This window comes from Streptomyces sp. NPDC055189 (genome assembly GCF_053606765.1).
Genome location: NZ_JBSGSG010000025.1, coordinates 81,913 through 101,684, shown reverse-complemented (window position 1 = coordinate 101,684; position 19,772 = coordinate 81,913). Strand labels below are relative to the sequence as shown.

The following is a 19,772-nucleotide window of genomic DNA, read 5'->3' as shown; positions in this document are numbered from 1 at the left end:
CCTCCCGGCTGAGCGGAGGGGCGCCTCAGGCGACGTACGAGACGAAAGGGCGTCAGCCCATGAACTTCTTGAACTCGTCCGGCAGCTCGAAGTTCTGTCCCTGCTGTCCGGCGGGAAGGCCGAAGGCGCCGCCTTCCTGACCGGCCTGCTCGCGGCGGGCGGCAGCAGCCTGCTCCTCCTGCTTGCGCTTCATCGGGTTGCCCGACTGCCGCTTGCCCTTGGCCTGCTTCTGCTTCTTCTTCTGCTTGCCGGGGCCGCCACCCATGCCGGGCATCCCGGGCATACCCGGCATGCCGCCGCCCTGGGCCATCCGCGACATCATCTTGCGGGCCTCGAAGAAGCGCTCGACCAGGTTCTTTACGGCGCTCACCTCGACGCCGGAGCCCTTGGCGATACGGGCGCGGCGCGAGCCGTTGATGATCGCCGCGTCCGCGCGCTCGGCGGGCGTCATCGACTTGATGATGGCGGCGGTGCGGTCGACGTCCCGCTCGTCCAGGTTGTTGATCTGGTCCTTGATCTGCCCCATGCCGGGCATCATCCCGAGCAGCTTGCTGATGCTGCCCATCTTCCTGACCTGCTCCATCTGGGCCAGGAAGTCGTCGAGCGTGAAGTCCTTGCCGCCCTTGCTGCCCTGCAGCTTGGCGGCCATCTTCTCGGCCTCTTGCTGGGAGAAGGTCTGCTCGGCCTTCTCGATCAGCGTGAGCATGTCGCCCATGCCGAGGATGCGGGACGCCATGCGGTCCGGGTGGAACGCGTCGAAGTCGTCCAGCTTCTCGCCGTTCGAGGCGAACATGATCTGGCGCCCGGTGACCTGGGCGATCGACAGGGCGGCGCCACCACGGGCGTCACCGTCGAGCTTCGACAGGACGACGCCGTCGAAGCCGACGCCGTCGCGGAAGGACTCCGCGGTGTTGACGGCGTCCTGACCGATCATGGCGTCGACGACGAAGAGGACCTCGTCCGGGCTGACCGCGTCGCGGATGTCCGCGGCCTGTTGCATCAGCTCCTGGTCGATGCCGAGGCGGCCGGCGGTGTCGACGATGACGACGTCGTACTGCTTGGTCTTGGCGAACTCGATCGAGTCCTTGGCGACCGCGACGGGGTCGCCGACTCCGTTGCCCGGCTGCGGGGCGTAGACGCCGACGCCCGCGCGCTCGGCGACGACGGAGAGCTGGTTCACGGCGTTGGGCCGCTGCAGGTCGCACGCCACCAGGAGCGGGGAGTGGCCCTGCCCCTTGAGCCAGAGGCCGAGCTTTCCGGCGAGCGTGGTCTTACCGGCACCCTGCAGACCGGCGAGCATGATGACGGTCGGCGGGTTCTTGGCGAACCGCAGGCGTCGCGTCTCGCCGCCGAGGATGCCGATGAGCTCCTCGTTGACGATCTTGATGACCTGCTGGGCGGGGTTCAGGGCCTGGGAGACCTCGGCCCCTGCGGCGCGCTCCTTGATCTGCTTGATGAAGGCCCGGACGACGGGAAGGGCGACGTCCGCCTCGAGCAGGGCGATGCGGATCTCGCGCGCCGTGGCGTCGATGTCCGCCTCGGACAGGCGGCCCTTGCCCCGGAGGTTCTTGAATGTCGCTGCGAGGCGGTCGGAGAGAGTGTCGAACACGGCGGTCGCGAATCCTCGGGTCGAAGGGGGCGCCCCCCGCTCGCGCGGAGCTGAGCGTGGGGGAGGGCGGATAGGTCGCCCTCCAGGGTATCTGCACCGCTGCGGGTGTGGGTCCGCAGTATCTGAGCGGGGCTCCGCACCTCGACGCGGGGCGTTCCGCCCGCCCCGATTCGCGGGGCCCCCTGCCCGATACGCGGTGACTTCCCACCCCGCATCGAGGACGTGGTGACTCCACACCCCGCATCAGGGCATCGCTCCCCTACCCCCGCAACCCCTCCTCCACGACCCGGGCCACCCCGGCGGCCCGCTCCCCCGAGAGCGGTCCCGACCCCGCTTCCGTCTCCGTCACATAGAACGCGTCCACCGCGTTCGCCCCCAACGTGGAGACATGCGCGCTGCGCACGACCACCCCGGCGGACTCCAACGCCCGCCCGATGCGGTGCAGCAGCCCCGGCGCGTCCTGGGCCCGCACCTCGATCACCGTCGCGACCCGGGAGCCGGCCGGCGCCACCGTCACGCGAGGCGGCGGGGCCACCGTGCCCCGGCGGCGGGGGTATGCCGCGTCCCGCTCCGCCAGCCGGGCCGCGATATCCAGCGACCCGTCGAGCGCCCGCACCAAGTCCGCCCGCAGCCGAGCGGCCTGCGGCAGGGAGCCGTACTCCGCGGCGACCCGCCAGTTCAGGAGCAGCACCGAGTCCTCGAGCCCGGAAGGCAGCCCGACCCCCCGCAGCTCCGCAGTACGTACTGCGAGCCGGTGCATGGCGAGCACCCCCGCGACGGCGGGCAGCACGCCGGGCTGATCCGGCACCGCGATGACCAGCTCCACGCCCAGCGGCTCCGGGTCACCGGCAGCCCCTTCCCCCTCGGTCCCCTCCGTCTGCGCCCGCAGGGCAAGCACGGGCCCACCCGTACGGAAAGCCTCCACGGCGAGCCGCTCCTGCTCGGCGGTGGGAGCGACGTCCTCCGCGCCCTCCGGCTCGTCCCCCGAGAGCACCGCCCCCACCCGCTTCACCAGGTCGGCGACGAGCGATCCGCGCCAGGCGGACCAGGCCGCCGGACCGGTGGCCAGCGCGTCCGCCTCCGTCAGCGCGTGCAGCAGCTCCAGCGTGCCCTGCGTCCCCACCGCGTCCGCGACGGACTTCACCGTGGCCGGGTCGTCGAGGTCCCGCCGCGTGGCCGTCTCGATGAGGAGCAGGTGATGCCGCACCAGGGTCGCGAGGACCGCCACGTCGCCACGGTCGAAACCGATCCGGGCGGCGACGTCACGGGCGATGATCTCCCCGGCCTCGGAGTGGTCCCCCGGCCAGCCCTTGCCGATGTCGTGCAGCAGTCCGGCCACGAGCAGCAGGTCGGGCCGCCCCACGCGCCGGGTCAGCTCCGAGGCCTGCACCGCCGTCTCCACCAGATGCCGGTCGACCGTCCACGTGTGTACGGCGTTGCGCTGCGGCCTGCACCGCACCCGCTCCCAGTCGGGAAGCAGCCGGGTGATCAGCCCCTCGGCCTCAAGGGCCTCCCAGACCTCCACCGTCGGCCGCCCCGCGCCGAGCAGCGTCACCAGCTGCTCCCTGGCCTCCGCGGGCCACGGCGTGGGCAGCGGCCGCACCGCCGCCGCCATCCTGCGCACCGCGTGCAGCGAGAGCGGAAGACCGGCCTGGGCCGCGGCGGCGGCGGCCCGCAGCGGCAGCACGGGATCGCGCTCGGGCCTTGCCGCCCTGGCGAGGACCACCTCCCCGTCCTGCTCAACGACGCCCTCGGCCAGCGGCGACCGCTCGGCCGCCGCCCCCTTGCCGCCGCCCAGCATGGCCCGCAGCCGCGGCCGCACGGACCGGGACCGCAGCACCCGGCCCACCTCGCGCCACGTCACGTCACTCGCGTAAGAGACGGTGCGGGCGGCCTCGTACACCTGCCGCAGCAAGGTGTCCGCGTCCAGGAGTCCCAACTCGGCGGCGACCTGGTCCTGCTCCTGCAGGGCGAGCCGGTCCGTGGCCCGCCCGGTGGTCAGATGCAGCGCGTCCCGTACGTCGAGGAGCCGCCGCCGGGCATCGGAGAGCCCCTCCCTCGGCGCGTCCGCCAGCCACGACGCGGCGACGGCCCGCAGCGCGGTCGCGTCCCGGAGCCCGCCCCTGGCCTCCTTCAGGTCGGGCTCCAGGAGGTAGCTCAACTCCCCCTGCCGCTCGGCCCGTTCCTCGCACAGCTCCCGCAGCTCGGGCAGCTTCTTCGGCGCGAGGTTGCGCCAGTCGGCGAGCACCGCGGTGCGCAGGCCCGCGGTAAGACCGAGGTCGCCCACCACGTGCCGGGCGTCGAGCAGCCCCAGCTGCACCTTCAGGTCATCGCCCGCGGTCTTGCGCGCCTCGGCCGGTGTCCGCACGGAGTGGTCGAGCGCGAGCCCGAGGTCCCAGATGGGGTACCAGACGCGGTCCGCGAGGGCCGCCACCTCCCCCGCGTCCGCGCTGCCGTCGTGCAGCAACAGCAGATCGAGGTCGCTGCGCGGCGACAGCTCCCCCCTGCCGTAGCCGCCCACGGCGACCAGCGAGGCCCCGCGCGGCGCGCCCGCGGCCGTGAAGAGCCCGGTCAGCCAGTCGTCCGTGAGGTCGGCGAGGGCCGAACGGCGCGGCGGCCCGGACTGCGCCTCCCCCTGAAGGAGGCGCAGCCGGGCCGCCGCATAGCCGCTGGGTCCGGAGTCTTCCGAGTCCGATTCAGTACGTACGTCCACACTCGTCACCCAGCAGCTCCTGTCAGTCCCGCTCAGTTCCGCTCTGTTCCGGTCGGCATGACCCGGCCCGACCCGTCCCGCGTCACAGCGCGTCGGGTCCGCGCTCGCCGGTCCGTACCCGGACCGCCGTCTCGACCGGGACGCTCCAGACCTTGCCGTCCCCGATCTTGCCGGTCCGGGCGGCCTTCACCACGACATCCACGAGCTGTTCGGCGTCGTCGTCCTCGACGAGGACCTCGATGCGGATCTTCGGCACGAGATCGACGGTGTACTCGGCGCCGCGGTAGACCTCGGTGTGACCGCGCTGGCGGCCGTAGCCGCTGGCCTCGGTGACGGTCAGGCCCTGGACGCCGAAGGCCTGGAGGGCCTCCTTGATCTCGTCGAGGCGGTGCGGCTTGACGACCGCGGTGATGAGCTTCATGCGTCCACCTTCTTGTCCTTGCCGGCCGTGTCGTTGCCGGCCTTTCCTGCCTCCTGGACCGGGCTCGGCACGGCGGCCGTGCGGGGCGCCGTGCCGCCGCCCGCTCCGCTGAAGTCGTACGCGGTCTCGGCGTGCTGCACCTGGTCGATGCCCGCGACCTCTTCGTCCTCGCTGACCCGCATCCCGATGGTCTTGTCGACCAGGAGGGCGAGGATCGCGGAGGCGATGAGGGAGTACGCGAGGACGGCGCCGACACCGGCGGCCTGCTTGCCCAGCTGGTCGAGGCCGCCGCCGTAGAAGAGGCCCTTGGCGTCGGACTGGACACCGCCGGTGGCGAAGAAGCCGACGAGCAGCGAGCCGACGACACCGCCGACGAGGTGGACGCCGACGACGTCGAGGGAGTCGTCGTAGCCGAACTTGAACTTGAGGCCGACGGCCATGGCGCACAGCAGACCCGCGATGGCGCCGACGGCGATCGCGCCGAGCGGCGAGATGGAGCCGCCGGACGGGGTGATGGCGACGAGTCCTGCGACGGCACCGGAAGCGGCGCCCAGCGTGGTGATCGCGCCGTGCCGGATCTTCTCGTAGGCGAGCCAGGCCAGCATGGCCGCGGCCGTGGCGACCTGCGTGTTCAGGAACATCATCGCGCCGACGCCGTCGTTGTTGCCCAGCCACGATCCGGCGTTGAAGCCGAACCAGCCGAACCAGAGGAGCGCGGCGCCGAGCATGACGAGCGGCAGGCTGTGCGGCCGCATCGGGTCCTTCTTGAAGCCGACGCGCTTGCCGATGACCAGGATCACGCCGAGCGCGGCGGCACCCGCGTTGATGTGCACGGCCGTACCGCCGGCGAAGTCGATGACGCCGAGCTCGAAGGCCCAGCCGCCCGTGCCCCACACCCAGTGCGCGACCGGGAAGTAGACGATCGTGGCCCAGAGCGCGACGAACAGCGCCCAGGCGGTGAACTTCACGCGGTCGGCGAGCGCACCGCTGATCAGTGCGGGCGTGATGATCGCGAACATCAGCTGGAAGACCGCGAAGACATAGACCGGGATGCTGTAGCCGTCCCACAGCTCCGTGAGCCCTATGCCGCTCAGGCCCACGTAGTCGGACGACCAGCCGAAGAGGCTGCCGTGGTCGGTGCCGAACGCGATGGAGAAGCCGTACAGCACCCAGAGGATGGTGACGATCCCCAGACTGATGAAGCTCATCATCAGCATGTTCAGCGTGCTCTTGACGCGGACCATGCCTCCGTAGAAGAAGGCGAGTCCCGGTGTCATGAGCATCACCAGGGCGGAACAGATGAGCATGAACCCGGTGTTGGCGGCAGACAGCTGCGGGGCGTCTGCGGCGATCGTGATGCCTGGGGGCATCGGCGTCTCCTCGTCGTCGTATGCGGCCCGTGCGGGCGGGGCAGGTGGGGTCTCCCCTGGTCGAGCGGGACCGAGAGCTTGGGGAAGGGTGGGCCGTTATGCGCCATGAGATTGGCCCAGCGCCGTTTCAGGGGGCGCCCCTCGATGTTTCGCCGCAGTGACGAAGAGGTCGTACGTGTTACGCGTCCATGAACTGCCGGGTCAGGCAGGGGGCGGTTTCCTACCCTGCGCACACGGCAAGAACCGGCCGCGACGGCCATCCGATTGACCAGGCATGGGGGAGCCGAGTCGGGCAGTTCGGGATGGGCCGGCCGCGGCCGGAGTTCTGGTGGGGCGCCGTCAGACCGCCTCCGCGGTTTCCGGCATCTCGACGGCGAGCTGTTCGGTGAGCTGCACGACCTCGGCGTTGTCGCCGAAGTCCCGCACGGCGGTGTCCACGGTCTTGCGCAGCCGGGTGTTGACCCGCTCGGAGCGGACCTTCTTGGCGATGGTGAGGGCCTTGCCCGCGAGGACCGTGCTCTGCTCGGGCTCGCGCTGGAGCAGGTGGACCGTGGCCATCCCGATGAGGTTCAGTGCGTACGAACGCTGGTGCTCGGAATCCTTGCCGAAGAGATCGACGGCACGCTCCATGACGGGCTCGGAGAGCGAGGCGTACGTGGGGCTGCGTCCTGCGACATAGGCCAGGTCACGGAACGAGTGGGCGTTCTCGCCGTTGAGCTCGGCCTCGGAGAAGAAGCGGATCCAGTCGGGCTCGGGCTCGTCGAAGTCCAGGGCGTCGGCGAAGGTGTCCTCGGCCATCCGCACGGCCCGTTTGCACCTGCCGGGCTGGCCCATGCTGGCGTAGGCGCGGGCCTCCATCGCATACAGCATCGCCTGGGTGCGCGGGCTCGCGCAGTCCCGGCTTCCGTACTGCGCGAGGTGGATCAGTTCGAGCGCGTCGTCGGGCCGCCCGAGGTGGATCATCTGGCGGCTCATGCTGGAGAGGATGTACGAACCGAGCGGCTTCTCGCCCGCTTCCTTCGCGGCGTGCAGGGCGAGCACGAAGTACTTCTGGGCGGTGGGCTGGAGGCCGACGTCATAGCTCATCCAGCCGGCCAGCTCGGCCAGTTCACCGGCGACCTTGAAGAGCCGCTTGGACGTGGCATCGGGCTGGGGCTCCTGCAACAGGTCCGTCACCTCGTGCAGTTGGCCGACGACCGCCTTGCGCCGAAGGCCGCCGCCGCACTGGGCGTCCCACTGCCGGAACATCACGGTCGTGGACTCCAGGAGGTCCAGCTCCGGTTTGGAGAGCCGACCGGGCCTGCGGGAGGGCGTGGACGGCTCGGGGTCGCCGACGGGGCTCGTCGGGCCGGGGACCAGCCAGCGCTGCATGGGCTCGATGAGGGCGGTGCCCGCGGAGAGCGCGAGCGAGGTGCCGAGGAAGCCGCGCCGGGCCAGCATGAGGTCGCTGCGCGAGAACTCGCTGATGAGTGCGACGGTCTGGGGGCCGGTCCACGGCAGGTCGACACCGGAGACGGAGGGCGACTGGTGCGCGGCGCGAAGGCCGAGGTCCTCTACGGCGACGACGCAGCCGAAGCGCTCGGAGAACAGCTCGGAGAGGATGCGCGGGATGGGTTCGCGCGGATTCTCGCCGTCCAGCCAGCGCCGCACCCGCGAGGTGTCGGTGGAGATGTGGTGAGCACCCAACTGCCGTGCCCTGCGGTTCACTTGCCGCGCCAGCTCGCCCTTCGACCAGCCGCTGCGCACGAACCAGGAATTGAGCAGTTCGTTGGGGCGCTTCTCAGCGTTCGTACCACTTCCGCCACTGCCGCCCACTGGAACGCCCCCATCCCTCACGACACTTATGCGCGGTCCCACGCCAAGCCCTAGCCAAGCCTTACCAGAATGCCGCGCATTGCGGCTCTCCGTCCGGAGAACGTCACCCATCGAACAGGAAACCGAGTTGCCTCCGGCATACCCACGAGTGCACGGCACTCAGGGGCCGTGCACTGAAAGTAATCCTACGATCACCCGTCCGGCGAGGGCGATCCCGGAAACGCCACCATTCGCCACCCCTTCGAATGAACTCCCGTCCCGCAACAAGCGATTCACTTGACAGTGGACGTCCGAGGGTGGGCGGAAGGGAGCACTTGAGGGCGCGCATGACCGAGCGCACCCCCCTTCGGACACCGGGCGCCCGCACAAAAGCACAGGGTCACGATCCGATTCCGTCACGTAACCACACCGCGCTCGACCCGTTGGAGGGGGCATGGGCTTCACGATCGGCGGCATCCGGGGAATCGACAAGCCCCGCACCGGTTCCCGATGGCGCGGGCGCGCCTCGGACTGCACCGCGGTGGCCGAGTACACCGGACTGTGGGGATGGGCCGCGGTCCCCGGCGCACGCGCCCTGGACGGCCGCTGCTCCTGCGGCGTGGCCGCCTGCGCGGCCCCCGGCGCCCACCCGCTGGAGTTCGCTCCCGAGGTTCCCGCCGGGGCGACGCTCGACGAAGTGACGGAAGCCTGGGCCCAGTTCCCCGGCGCCGCCGTGCTGCTGCCCGTGGGGCGCGCCTTCGACGTGCTCGAAGTGGCCGAGGCGGCGGGGCGCAGGGCGCTGGTCCGCCTGGAGCGCATGGGCCTGCCGCTCGGCCCGGTGGCGGCAACGCCGGACGGCCGCGCGCACTTCTTCGTCGCCCCCGGCGCCGCCGCCGAACTCCCCCAGCTGCTCTACCGCATGGGCTGGGACGACGCGGACCTCGACCTGCACGGCCGCGGCCCCGGCAGCCACCTCACGGCCCCGCCGTCCGACCACGGGGGCCTCGGCCCGGTCCGCTGGCTGCGCGCGCCCGACCTCGACTCGGCGACGCATCCGCCGCAGGCGCGGCTGATCCTGGGGACCCTGGCGTACGTGGCCCATCGCTCACCCGCGTAGGAACCGCCCGCACACGGAAGTGCCCCACCCCGGCTGCACCCCGGGGTGGGGCACTTCTTTCGTACGTCGCTCGTACGTCGCTCGTACGTCGCTCGTACGCGGCCGACGCGGGCCGGACGGGCCGGGCGGAGCGCCTACTCCCCGATCAGCGCGTCGACGAACGCCTCGGGCTCGAACGGCGCCAGATCGTCCGCCCCCTCGCCGAGGCCCACCAGCTTCACCGGCACACCCAGCTCCCGCTGGACGGCGACGACGATTCCGCCCTTGGCGGTGCCGTCCAGCTTCGTCAGGACGATGCCGGTGATGTCGACGACCTCGGCGAAGACCCGCGCCTGCACCAGGCCGTTCTGCCCGGTCGTGGCGTCCAGGACGAGCAGCACCTCGTCGAGCGGCGCGTGCTTCTCGACGACGCGCTTGACCTTGCCGAGCTCGTCCATGAGGCCGGTCTTGGTGTGCAGCCGGCCCGCGGTGTCGATGAGGACGACGTCGGCGCCCTCCGCGATGCCCTCCTTGACCGCGTCGAAGGCGATCGACGCCGGGTCGCCGCCCTCGGGTCCGCGGACCGTGCGCGCGCCCACGCGCTCGCCCCAGGTCTGCAGCTGGTCGGCGGCGGCGGCGCGGAACGTGTCGGCTGCGCCGAGGACCACCGAGCGGCCGTCGGCGACCAGGACGCGGGCGAGCTTGCCGGTGGTGGTGGTCTTGCCGGTGCCGTTCACGCCGACGACCATCACGATGCCGGGCGTCTCCAGGCCCGACTCGGTCTTGACCGTGCGGTCGAATTCCGGGCCGACCAGCGTGAGGAGTTCCTCGCGCAGGAGGTTGCGCAGTTCGTCCGGGGTGCGGGTGCCGAGCACGCGGACGCGCTCGCGAAGCCGCTCGACCAGTTCCTGGGTGGGGGCGACGCCGACGTCGGCGGTGAGGAGCGTGTCCTCGATCTCCTCCCACGTGTCCTCGTCCAGGTGCTCGCGGGAGAGGAGCGTGAGCAGCCCCTTGCCGAGTGCGTTCTGCGAGCGGGAGAGCCGGCTGCGCAGGCGGACCAGGCGACCTGCCGTGGGCTCCGGGGTCTCGATCTCCGGCGCGGCCGGCTCTTCGATGACGACGGGGGCCGACGCCGAGGGCTCGGCGAGCGGGAGTTCCACCTCCTCGATCGTGCGGCGCGGTTCGTCGCGCGGCGTCTCGGCCTCGTCGCCGACGTGCGGCTCGGCCGGAGGAGCGGTGATGGTGGGCGTGGACGACGGGGCCTTCGGCGGCAGCTGCTTCTTCTTGCGGCTGCCGATCACGAGCCCGCCGAGCGCGCCGATCACGACCACGGCGATGACTACAGCAAGGATGACGATTTCCATAACCCAACCAGTATGCGTGAGCGTGACCTCAAGCACGCCGATGCGTTACCTGCGCAAGGCCCAGTGTCCTGCGGGCCGGGCTGGCCCGCCGCCAGACCTCGCGTCGGCGAGAAGCCCTTCAGGGCGGAGTCACAACTCACCCAGTATCAGAGTGTGAGTCGGTACGCACAGGCCGTACCCGGGGCGTGTACGGCTCATATCGTGGGCCGCACACGCCCCGCTTTGGGTGATCCCACGAATCACATGCCGCGATAGTGCCCATTACTCGGACTAAAGTACGATAGAGCTCTCCGTATCAACGCGCGTAGAGTCCAACCCGATCACCCCCACGGACGGATCGCGGCGTTGCGATCCGAGCGAGAGGCACGGACCCCACCCCATGAGCACCACCGCCGAAACCGAAGGCGCCCTGGAGACACGCGGCCTCGAGCCCGTCCCCGACTCCGAGCGCACGGGCCGGACCCGCGAGCTGTTCCCCACCTGGGTGGCGGCCAACATCAGCGTCCTGCTGCTCACCATGGGCGCGGGTCTCATCGTGACCAACGGCCTGAACTTCTGGCAGGCGCTGGTCGTCGCCCTCGTCTCGCCCCTCCTGAGCTACGGCCTCGTGGGGCTGATCTCGATCGCGGGCAAGCGCGGCGGCTCCCCCGGCATGACGCTCTCGCGCGCCGTCTTCGGCCAGCGCGGCAACCTCTTCCCGGGCTCGCTGATCTGGGTCGCGCGCTGGGGCTGGGAGACGATCAACGCGGTGACGGGCGCGTACGCGATCATCACCGTCCTGGACATCTGCTTCGGCGTGAAGTCCAGTACGTGGCTGACGATCGTGACCCTGTTCGCCTTCGTCGCCTGTACGTTCCTGATCAGCGGCCTGGGCCGCAAGGTCCTGCACATCTGCAACACCTGGGCGACGTACCTCTTCGGCGCGTTCAGCGTGCTCGTCCTGGTCTACCTGGTGGCCAACACCCCCTGGTCGGACGTCTTCTCGCGGCCCGCGGGCTCCACCGCGGCGATGGTCGCGGGCGTCGGCGTGATCGCCGCGGGCGGCATCAGCTGGGTCCCCACAGGCCCTGACTTCACGCGCTACCTCCCGCGCAAGGCCTCGAACAAGGCGCTCGTGGGCAACGCCATCGGCGGCGCCGGCATCGTCGTCGTACCGATGGTCCTGATGGGCGCGGTCATGGCGGTCAGCACACCCAGCCTGTCGAACGCCTCCGACCCGGTCTCCTTCCTCGGCCAGCTCCTTCCGACCTGGATCGCGGTGCCGTACCTGGTGATGGCCCTGATCGGCATGCTCCTGATCAACTCGATGTCGATGTACTCCGCGGGCTTCACCGCGATGACGCTCGGCATCAAGGTCCCGCGCACCTGGGCCGTGTCCATCAACGCCATCATCAGCCTGATCTTCGGCTACCTCCTGATGAACGTGGCCACCAGCTTCATCGGCTCGTTCATCTCCTTCCTGACGCTGCTCGCGGTCGCGTTCTCCGCCTGGATCGGCGTCTTCGGCGTCGACATGCTGCGCAGGAAGACGTACGACGGCGAGGCGCTGATGGACACCAAGCGCACCAGCGCCTACTGGTACAAGGCCGGCTTCGCCTGGCAGGCCATGACCGCGTGGGCGATCGCCCTGGTGATGGGTCTGCTCTTCACGAAGGTCGACTGGTTCAGCGGCCCGCTCGCCACGTCCTGGATCGGCCGCAACGGCCTGGGCTGGCTGGCCACGATCCTCATCGCGGCCGCGCTGTACGCGGTACTGCCGAGGGACCCGGCCGTCGAGACGCCCGAGGGCCCGGAGGGCAAGAGCGGCGGCGAGACGGAGCTGGTCTCGGCCTGATCCGGATCAACCGCCGCGCGACACTGGTCATCTGACACCGCGTCATCTAACGTCCCTCTTCGCCCGCCCACGGTGAAGGGGGACGTTTCCATGCCCGTCACAGTCGTACGCTTCAACCTCGTCGATCCGGATGCCACGCCCTCCTCGCTGAGCGACCGCTACAAGGCCGCCCTGGAGATGGCCGCGTACGCGGACGACCGGGGCATCTCCACCGTGCAGACCGAGGAGCACCACGGCGTCGGGAACAACTGGCTGCCCTCGCCCTTCACGTTCGCCGGCGCGGTGTTCGGCGCGACCCGGCGCATCGCGGTCACGGTCTCCGCGATCATCGGCCCGCTGCACGATCCGCTGCGGCTCGCCGAGGACATCGCCGTGCTCGATCTGCTCAGCGGCGGCCGTCTGGTGACGGTGGCGGGGATCGGCTACCGGCCCGCCGAGTACGAGGCGTTCGGCGTCGAGTGGAAGCGGCGCGGCAAACTCCAGGACGAGCTCCTGGAGACCCTGTTGCAGGCGTGGACGGGCGAGCCCTTCGAGTTCCGCGGCCGCACCGTACGCGTCACCCCGCGCCCGTTCACCCGACCGCACCCGATGCTCCTGGTCGGCGGCTCCTCGCAGGCGGCGGCCCGCCGCGCGGCCAGGCTCGGCCTGCCGTTTTTCCCCAGCGCCCATCTGCCCGAGCTCGAGGCGTACTACAACGAACGCCTCGCGGAGTACGGCACCGAGGGCTGGACCATGATGCCCGCGGCCGAGACCCCGCTCCTGCACATCGCGGACGACCCGGACCGCACCTGGGCCGAGCACGGCGCGCACTTCCTGCACGAGGCCCGCACCTACGCCTCCTGGCAGTCCAAGGACATCCGCTCGGCGGTGAAGTCCGCCGCCACCACGGTCGACGAGCTGCGCGCCGAGGGCGTCTACCGCGTCCTGACGCCCGACGAGTGCGTGCGGTACGTGCAGGGCGGCGCCGCCAATCTCGTACTGCACCCGCTGTCGGGCGGGATGCCGGTGGACGAGGGATGGCGCAGCCTGCACCACTTCTGCGAAAACGTACTGCCCCGGCTCAAGGAATAGGTCCTTGAACCGGGGCAGCTTCCTAGGAAGAGGGGCAGCGGGGATTAGCCCATCTCCTCCAGGGTCTTGCCCTTCGTCTCCTTGACGAACTTCATGACGAAGGGGATCGAGATCACGGCGAAGGCGCCGTAGATGATGTACGAGCCGGTCAGGCTCCACTCGGACATGCTCGGGAACGTCTTGGTGATCGCGAAGTTGGCGAGCCACTGGGCCGACGCGGCCACACCGAGGGCGGCGGCGCGGATCCGGTTCGGGAAGATCTCACCGAGCAGCACCCAGACCACCACGCCCCAGGAGAGGGCGAAGAAGAGCACGAAGGCGTTGGCGGCGATGATCGCGGTCAGGCCCTGCGCGTTCGGCAGCGAGACGTTGTCGCCGGAACCTGTGCGGTACGAGAACGCCCATGCGCAGGTGAAGAGCGCGAGCGCCATGCCCGCCGAGCCGATGATGGCGAGGGGCTTGCGGCCGATGCGGTCGACGAAGACCATCGCGATGACCGTACCGATGATGTTCACGATCGACGTCTCGAACGAGTACAGGAACGAGCTGCTCGGGTCCTTGCCGATCGACTGCCACAGCTGGTTCGAGTAGTAGAAGATCACGTTGATGCCGACGAGCTGCTGGAACACCGAGAGCCCGATGCCGATCCAGACGATCGGCAGGAAGCCGACCTTGCCGAGCAGGTCCTTGAACGAGGACTTGTGCTCGCGGCGCATGCCCTCCTCGATCTCGGCGACGCGCCCGTCCAGGTCGATCTCGGTGCCCTCGACCTCGCCGAGCACCTTCTTCGCCTCGGTGTTGCGGCCCACCGAGATCAAGAAGCGCGGCGACTCGGGGATCGCGAAGGAGAGCAGACCGTAGAGGACGGCGGGGATGACCATGACGCCGAGCATCAGCTGCCAGGCCTCCAGGCCCAGGAGCTTGCCGCGCTGGTCGCCGTCGGCCACGTTCAGGATGCCCCAGTTGACCAGCTGGGAGACGGCGATGCCGATGACGATCGCGGCCTGCTGGAAGGAGGCGAGACGGCCTCGGTACGCGGGCGGGGCCACCTCGGCGATGTAGGCCGGGCCGATGACCGAGGCCATGCCGATGCCGATGCCGCCGATGAAGCGCCACATCGTCAGGTCCCACGCGGCGAACGGCAGGGCGGAGCCCACGGCACTCGCGGCGAAGAGGACGGCGGCGATCTGCATGCAGCGGATGCGGCCGATGCGGTCGGCGATGCGCCCGGCGATCGCGGCACCGACGGCACAGCCGAGCAGTGCGGTGGCGATGATCCAGCCGAGCATGTTCGCGTCTACGTCGAAGCGGTGCTGGATGGCGACGGTGGCGCCATTGATCACCGAACTGTCGTAGCCGAAGAGGAAGCCACCCATCGCGGCGGCTGCCGTAATGAAGATGACATGGCCGAGATGGTCCGGGTGGGCCTCTCTGCCTCCGGGCTGCGGCGCCTTCGTTGTGCTGGTCACATGGACTCCTCGGGCCACCGGCAACATCGCCGGGGGTGGGGGTGAGCACTTCAAGTGGCGCACAACTTCGCGCCGCCCACCACCTGAAGGTAAAAGCAACGTTGCAGAGACTATGCCTTCAAGTTTCGAAGTCAAGACCTGGGTTCCTGTGAACTTCAGGCACTCCTGAGGCAGGCTTCGTTCAAGTGTTGAAGTAATCAAGGAGGGCCGGTGAAGGCCGGTGCTGGACTGGGGGCCAGCCGGTAAAGGGCTAACGCAGCCGCTGGCTGATCACCTTCGAGACGCCGTCGCCCTGCATCGAGACGCCGTACAGCGCGTCCGCGACCTCCATCGTCCGCTTCTGGTGCGTGATCACGATGAGCTGCGAGGCCTCCTGCAGCTCCTCCATGATGCGGATGAGCCGCTGCAGGTTGGTGTCGTCGAGCGCGGCCTCGACCTCGTCCATCACATAGAAGGGACTGGGCCGTGCCTTGAAGATCGAAACGAGCAGCGCGACGGCCGTCAGGGACCGCTCACCGCCGGAGAGCAGCGAGAGCCGCTTGACCTTCTTGCCGGGCGGCCGGGCCTCGACGTCGACGCCCGTGGCGAGCATGTTGTCGGGGTCGGTCAGGATGAGCCGCCCCTCGCCGCCCGGGAAGAGCCGCGAGAACACGCCCTCGAACTCACGGGCCGTGTCGCGGTAGGCCTCGGTGAAGACCTGCTCGACGCGCTCGTCGACCTCCTTCACCACTTGCAGGAGGTCCGCCCGCGTCTTCTTCAGGTCCTCCAGCTGCTCGCTGAGGAACTTGTGGCGCTCCTCCAGCGCGGCGAACTCCTCAAGGGCCAGCGGGTTCACTTTTCCGAGCTGCTGATACGCCCGTTCGGCTGACCTCAGCCGCTTCTCCTGCTCACCGCGGACGTACGGCACCGGCTTGTTGCGCGGGTGCTCCGGGTCCTCGGGCAGCTCCTCGCCCTCGGCGGCGGGCGAGGGCGGCACGAGCCGGTCGGGGCCGTAGTCGGCGACGAGACCTGCCGGTTCCACACCGAGTTCCTCCAGTGCCTTGGACTCCAGCTGCTCGATCCGCAGCCGCTTCTCGGCACCGAGTACCTCGCCGCGGTGGACTGAATCCGTCAATTTGTCGAGCTCGGCCTTGAGGTCGCGCCCCTGGTTCCGCTCGGCGGTCAGATCCCGCTCCCGCACCTCCTTGGCCCGCTCGGCGGCCACCCGCTCCTCCTGCGCCCGTACGAGAGAGATCTCGACGTGCGCGAGGAGCTGGCGCGCACCATCGGCGACGGCACCGGCGACCGCGGCCTCGTGCCGCATCCGGGCCTTGCGCTGCTCGGCACGCGCGCGTGCCTCGCGTTCGGCGCGGGCTGCCCGGTCGAGCGAGTCGGCGCGCCCTGAGAGCCCCTTGACCCGCTCCTCGTGCGTACGGACCTGGAGCCTGGCCTCCATCTCGGTCTGCCGGGCATTGGCCCCGTCGGCGGCAAGCCGGTCCCGTACGGAGGTGTCGGGCTCCTCCTCGGCGGGGGCCTCCTCCGCCACGGCAAGCCGCTCGGCCAGCTCTTCGGCGTCCTGGACCGCCCTGTCCAGGGCCTCCTGCGACTTGGCGGCGGCGGCCGCACTGCGCTCGGCCTCACCGGCGGCGCCACGCGCCTGCCCGGCGAGCGCGCCGAGCTGCTGCGCCACCGACGACTTCTCCCGGTCGGCGGCGCGCCTGCGCTCCCCCAGCTCCTCCACCAGCGCGGCGGCCTCCTTGCGCCGCTCGCCCGCATCCTGCTGTGTGCGCGCCAACTCCTCGCACTGCCCGGCGAGTTGTTCGAGCTCGGCCGCCGCCTCGTCCACGGAGGCCTGCACCTCGATCAGGCTCGGCGCCCCGGCGGACCCGCCGTGCGCGAAGTGCGCCCCCAGCAGGTCGCCCTCGGCGGTGACGGCGGTGAGCTCCGGGTGGGCGTAGACGAAGTCCTCGGCATCCTCAAGGGTCCCGACCGCGACCATCCCCCGCAGCAGCCGCCGCACCGAGGGCATCAACTCCTGAGGCCCGCGCACCAGTTCGGCCACCAGAGGCGGCCCGTCGGCACCCGCGGGACGTACGTCACCGGGGTCGGCGTCCGGCGCCCCCGTCAGCAGCAGCGCGGCCCGGCCCGCGTCCTGCTTGCGCAGCAGCCGGATGGCTTCCGCCGCCGACGCCGGTGTGGCCACCGCGATCGCGTCCGCCGCGGCACCGAACGCCGCCGCGACCGCCACCTCGTACCCCGGAGCGACCGTGAGCAGCTCCGCCGCCGGACCGAGCAGTCCCGTGAGGCCGTCCTTGGCGGCGAGCAGCGCCCCCGTACCGTCCTTGCGCCGCAGGCCCAGCGCGAGCGCCTCGTGCCGGGCGGCGACCGCGGCCCGCTTGCGCTCGGCGGCGGTGGCCGCCTCCCTGGCCGCGGTCAGGGCGCCCTCGGCCTCCGTGAGGGAACGCTTCGCCTCGTCGTGCCGCTCGCCGAGCTCCGCGTCACCGGCGTCGAGCCCGTCGACCTCCGCCTTCAGCTGCTCGTACTCCTGTTGGGCCGCGACCGCGCGCTCGCCGGCCTCGTCACGGGCCACGGAGAGCCTGTCGATCTCGGCCTGCGCCGAGCCCGCCCGCGAACGCGCCGCGTTGACCTGGCCGTTCAGCCGCGCGAGCCCTTCACGCCGGTCGGCGATGGCCCGTGCCGCGTCCTTGAGGCGGCGCTCCTCCACCGCCAGCTCCCGCTCCAGATCGGCACGGTGGCCGACGGTGTCCTCAAGCGCGTGCTCGGCCGCTTCGAGGGCGGCCTCCAGCTCCGCCTCCTGCTCACGGATCCGCGCGGCCTCGCGCTCCATGTCCTCGGGGTCACGGCCGCGCCGCTCCTCCGGGGGCGCTGCGGTCGCGCTCTTCACGCGGGCGTCGGCCAGCGACACCGTGCCGCGCACCCGCTCGGCAAGCTGCGACAGCTCGTACCACGTCTGCTGCGCACGCTGGAGCCGCGGCGTGAGGCGCCGCACCTCGTCCTCAAGCTCGCCCTCCCGCTGGAGCGCCTTCTTCAGCTCGGCCTCGGCACTGTCCTTGCGCCGCTTGAGCTCCGCCTCGTCGGCGATCTCGGTCCGCAGCGCGTCCCGCAGGCGTACGAGATCGTCGGCGAGCAGCCTCAGGCGGGTGTCGCGCAGGTCGGCCTGGATCACGGCGGCCCTGCGCGCCACGGCGGCCTGCCGCCCAAGCGGCTTGAGCTGGCGCCGGAGCTCGTCGGTCAGGTCCTGTACGCGGGCGAGGTTGGCCTGCATCGCGTCGAGCTTGCGCAGCGCCTTCTCTTTGCGCTTGCGGTGCTTGAGGACACCCGCGGCCTCCTCGATGAAGGCGCGGCGCCCCATGGGGTCGGCGTGCAGGACGCCGTCGAGCTGGCCCTGCCCGACGATGACGTGCATCTCGCGCCCGATGCCGGAGTCGGAGAGCAGTTCCTGGATGTCGAGCAGCCGGCAGGTGTCGCCGTTGATCTGGTACTCGCTGCCGCCGTTGCGGAACATGATCCGCGTGATGGTGACCTCGGCGTAGTCGATGGGCAGGGCGCCGTCGGAATTGTCGATGGTGAGGGACACCTCGGCACGGCCGAGCGGCGGGCGCCCGGTGGTGCCGGCGAAGATGACGTCCTCCATCTTGCCGCCGCGCAGCGACTTGGCACCCTGCTCGCCCATGACCCAGGACAGCGCGTCCACGACGTTGGACTTGCCGGAGCCGTTCGGTCCGACGACGCAGGTGATGCCCGGTTCGAACTTCAGCGTCGTCGCCGACGCGAAGGATTTGAAACCGCGCAGTGTCAGGGCCTTGAGGTGCACGCCGCCGGACTCTACCTTTCACTGACCGTTTCACCCAGGAAGATGCAGGGCACATCAGACGATAAGGAAGCGACGTACGCGGCGACAAGAAAGACATCCGCGGCAAGAGAAAGAAAGAAGGGACGCCGAAGCGTCCCTTGCAGAACTGGACAAGCGGCTGACATGGGCAGCCCGACCACGTGCGTTAACAGGCATCCCGCAGAGCCAAGAGTGCGTCACCGCGTTGAAGCGTCACGCAGCCTGCGAGGTTAGCGCCTTACAGAGGTAGTGGTGGTCAGGTGAGCGCAGGCTCCGCCTGGGGTACGTCGAGGCTCTCGAGGAGCGATTCGTGAGAAGCGGCAGCCGCGAGCGCGTCGTTTTCGGCCTGGATCTTGGTGAGCTCGGATTCCAGGTCCTGTACACGCTGCTGGAGCCGTCGCATCTCGGCGAGAAGTCGCGGGTCGGAACCGCCGACGTAACCGAGAAGCGCCTTTGCCATGATGGATGGTCCTCCACAATGAGTGACCGACCGAAGCGGTGTGGGTCGTGAGGGAATCGCACCCGCGGTGCTTGGCACTCGTTGTTCTTGCTGGGTCTTGCTGGCCGTTCTCACATGCCAAACAGCTAAGGTGCGCGGGGATTCCAGAGTCTCACCAAAAAGTTTGACGGTCAACACGATCACGCCCCGTATTGGCGGGCAACCCGGCGGCCTGCGGCCGTGGGAACGGCGGCGCGGCCTCTGCTGCGGGGCCCTGGGGGCGTGTCGATCATCCTGCACGGGGGAGCCTGCCACGACATGCCGTTCTTGGCAACCACCAGGCGTTTTCCGTCCCGGACGGTTGCCCTGGCCCCTCCTGAGGAGGTCCGCCCGGCGGCTCTTCGTCAGCGAATCGCGAACGTGTCGTAGATGCCGCGCGGCGTGTCCCAGATCTCAGTCACACCGTCGACGCGGCCGGGTGTGTCGCCCTCGCGCAGCCAGTCGAGCAGTCCCTGGGCGCCCGCGCGCTGCCCCTCCGCGACGACTTGCACACGGCCGTCCTCCAGATTGAGAGCAAAACCACTCAGGCCCCCGATCTCCAGAGCCTTGGCCCGCGTGAACCAGCGGAATCCCACGCCTTGTACCTGGCCACGCACCCAGGCCGTGACTCTGACTTCTTCGTTCATGGGTGCACGCTAACCGGCCAATTGCTCTCGGAGCACTTCGTCCCCATGCGCCATCGCGTACAGTCCCGACTCGA

13 protein-coding genes are annotated in these 19,772 nt (G+C 70.3%); 3 read left to right on the top strand and 10 right to left on the bottom strand.

The window, feature by feature from the left end:
- Window positions 1-52: 52 nt before the first annotated feature.
- From ffh to nsdA, 5 genes are all read right to left on the bottom strand, one after another.
- The gene (ffh, locus tag ACWFR3_RS20125) at window positions 53-1,609 is read right to left on the bottom strand and encodes a signal recognition particle protein (RefSeq protein WP_453735942.1); all 1,557 of its coding nucleotides are present in this window, start codon (window positions 1,607-1,609) and stop codon (window positions 53-55) included.
- 259 nt (window positions 1,610-1,868) lie between these two features.
- Complete coding sequence (locus ACWFR3_RS20120; RefSeq protein WP_453735941.1) at window positions 1,869-4,331, bottom strand: [protein-PII] uridylyltransferase; 2,463 nt, start codon at window positions 4,329-4,331, stop codon at window positions 1,869-1,871.
- 73 nt (window positions 4,332-4,404) lie between these two features.
- The gene (locus tag ACWFR3_RS20115; RefSeq protein WP_249587501.1) at window positions 4,405-4,743 is read right to left on the bottom strand and encodes a P-II family nitrogen regulator; all 339 of its coding nucleotides are present in this window, start codon (window positions 4,741-4,743) and stop codon (window positions 4,405-4,407) included.
- Entirely contained in the window at window positions 4,740-6,113 is a 1,374-nt protein-coding gene (locus ACWFR3_RS20110; RefSeq protein WP_453735940.1) for an ammonium transporter, read from the bottom strand. Before ACWFR3_RS20110 ends, ACWFR3_RS20115 begins: the two co-directional genes overlap by 4 nt.
- A 339-nt stretch (window positions 6,114-6,452) precedes the next feature.
- Window positions 6,453-7,928 carry a transcriptional repressor NsdA gene (gene nsdA, locus ACWFR3_RS20105; RefSeq protein ID WP_453735939.1) on the bottom strand — a complete coding sequence of 492 codons (1,476 nt, stop codon included), beginning with the start codon at window positions 7,926-7,928 and terminating at the stop codon, window positions 6,453-6,455.
- 433 nt (window positions 7,929-8,361) lie between these two features.
- Between nsdA and ACWFR3_RS20100 the strand changes: the two genes are divergently transcribed.
- The gene (locus ACWFR3_RS20100) at window positions 8,362-9,024 is read left to right on the top strand and encodes a bifunctional DNA primase/polymerase (RefSeq protein ID WP_453735938.1); all 663 of its coding nucleotides are present in this window, start codon (window positions 8,362-8,364) and stop codon (window positions 9,022-9,024) included.
- 134 nt (window positions 9,025-9,158) lie between these two features.
- On the opposite strand, the gene ftsY is transcribed toward ACWFR3_RS20100, so the two are convergent.
- Window positions 9,159-10,367, bottom strand: coding sequence for a signal recognition particle-docking protein FtsY (ftsY, locus tag ACWFR3_RS20095; protein ID WP_453735937.1), 1,209 nt, complete (start codon window positions 10,365-10,367; stop codon window positions 9,159-9,161).
- A gap of 379 nt (window positions 10,368-10,746) precedes the next feature.
- Here ftsY and ACWFR3_RS20090 point away from each other — a divergent pair, with 379 nt between their 5' ends.
- Window positions 10,747-12,201 (top strand): purine-cytosine permease family protein, encoded by a 1,455-nt coding sequence (locus ACWFR3_RS20090; RefSeq protein WP_453735936.1) that lies wholly within the window; start codon window positions 10,747-10,749, stop codon window positions 12,199-12,201.
- A gap of 90 nt (window positions 12,202-12,291) precedes the next feature.
- Complete coding sequence (locus ACWFR3_RS20085) at window positions 12,292-13,272, top strand: LLM class flavin-dependent oxidoreductase (RefSeq protein ID WP_453735935.1); 981 nt, start codon at window positions 12,292-12,294, stop codon at window positions 13,270-13,272.
- 44 nt (window positions 13,273-13,316) lie between these two features.
- Here the strand turns inward: ACWFR3_RS20085 and ACWFR3_RS20080 are convergent, their stop codons facing one another.
- From ACWFR3_RS20080 to ACWFR3_RS20065, 4 genes are all read right to left on the bottom strand, one after another.
- Window positions 13,317-14,768 carry a sugar porter family MFS transporter gene (locus ACWFR3_RS20080; RefSeq protein ID WP_453735934.1) on the bottom strand — a complete coding sequence of 484 codons (1,452 nt, stop codon included), beginning with the start codon at window positions 14,766-14,768 and terminating at the stop codon, window positions 13,317-13,319.
- A 223-nt stretch (window positions 14,769-14,991) separates the two neighbouring features.
- Window positions 14,992-18,555, bottom strand: a complete 3,564-nt coding sequence (gene smc, locus ACWFR3_RS20075) for a chromosome segregation protein SMC (RefSeq protein WP_453735933.1) — start codon at window positions 18,553-18,555, stop codon at window positions 14,992-14,994.
- 274 nt (window positions 18,556-18,829) lie between these two features.
- Window positions 18,830-19,033 carry a hypothetical protein gene (locus tag ACWFR3_RS20070; protein WP_190084741.1) on the bottom strand — a complete coding sequence of 68 codons (204 nt, stop codon included), beginning with the start codon at window positions 19,031-19,033 and terminating at the stop codon, window positions 18,830-18,832.
- Window positions 19,034-19,416: 383 nt separating this feature from the next.
- The gene (locus ACWFR3_RS20065) at window positions 19,417-19,698 is read right to left on the bottom strand and encodes an acylphosphatase (RefSeq protein WP_453735932.1); all 282 of its coding nucleotides are present in this window, start codon (window positions 19,696-19,698) and stop codon (window positions 19,417-19,419) included.
- Window positions 19,699-19,772 lie beyond the last annotated feature (74 nt).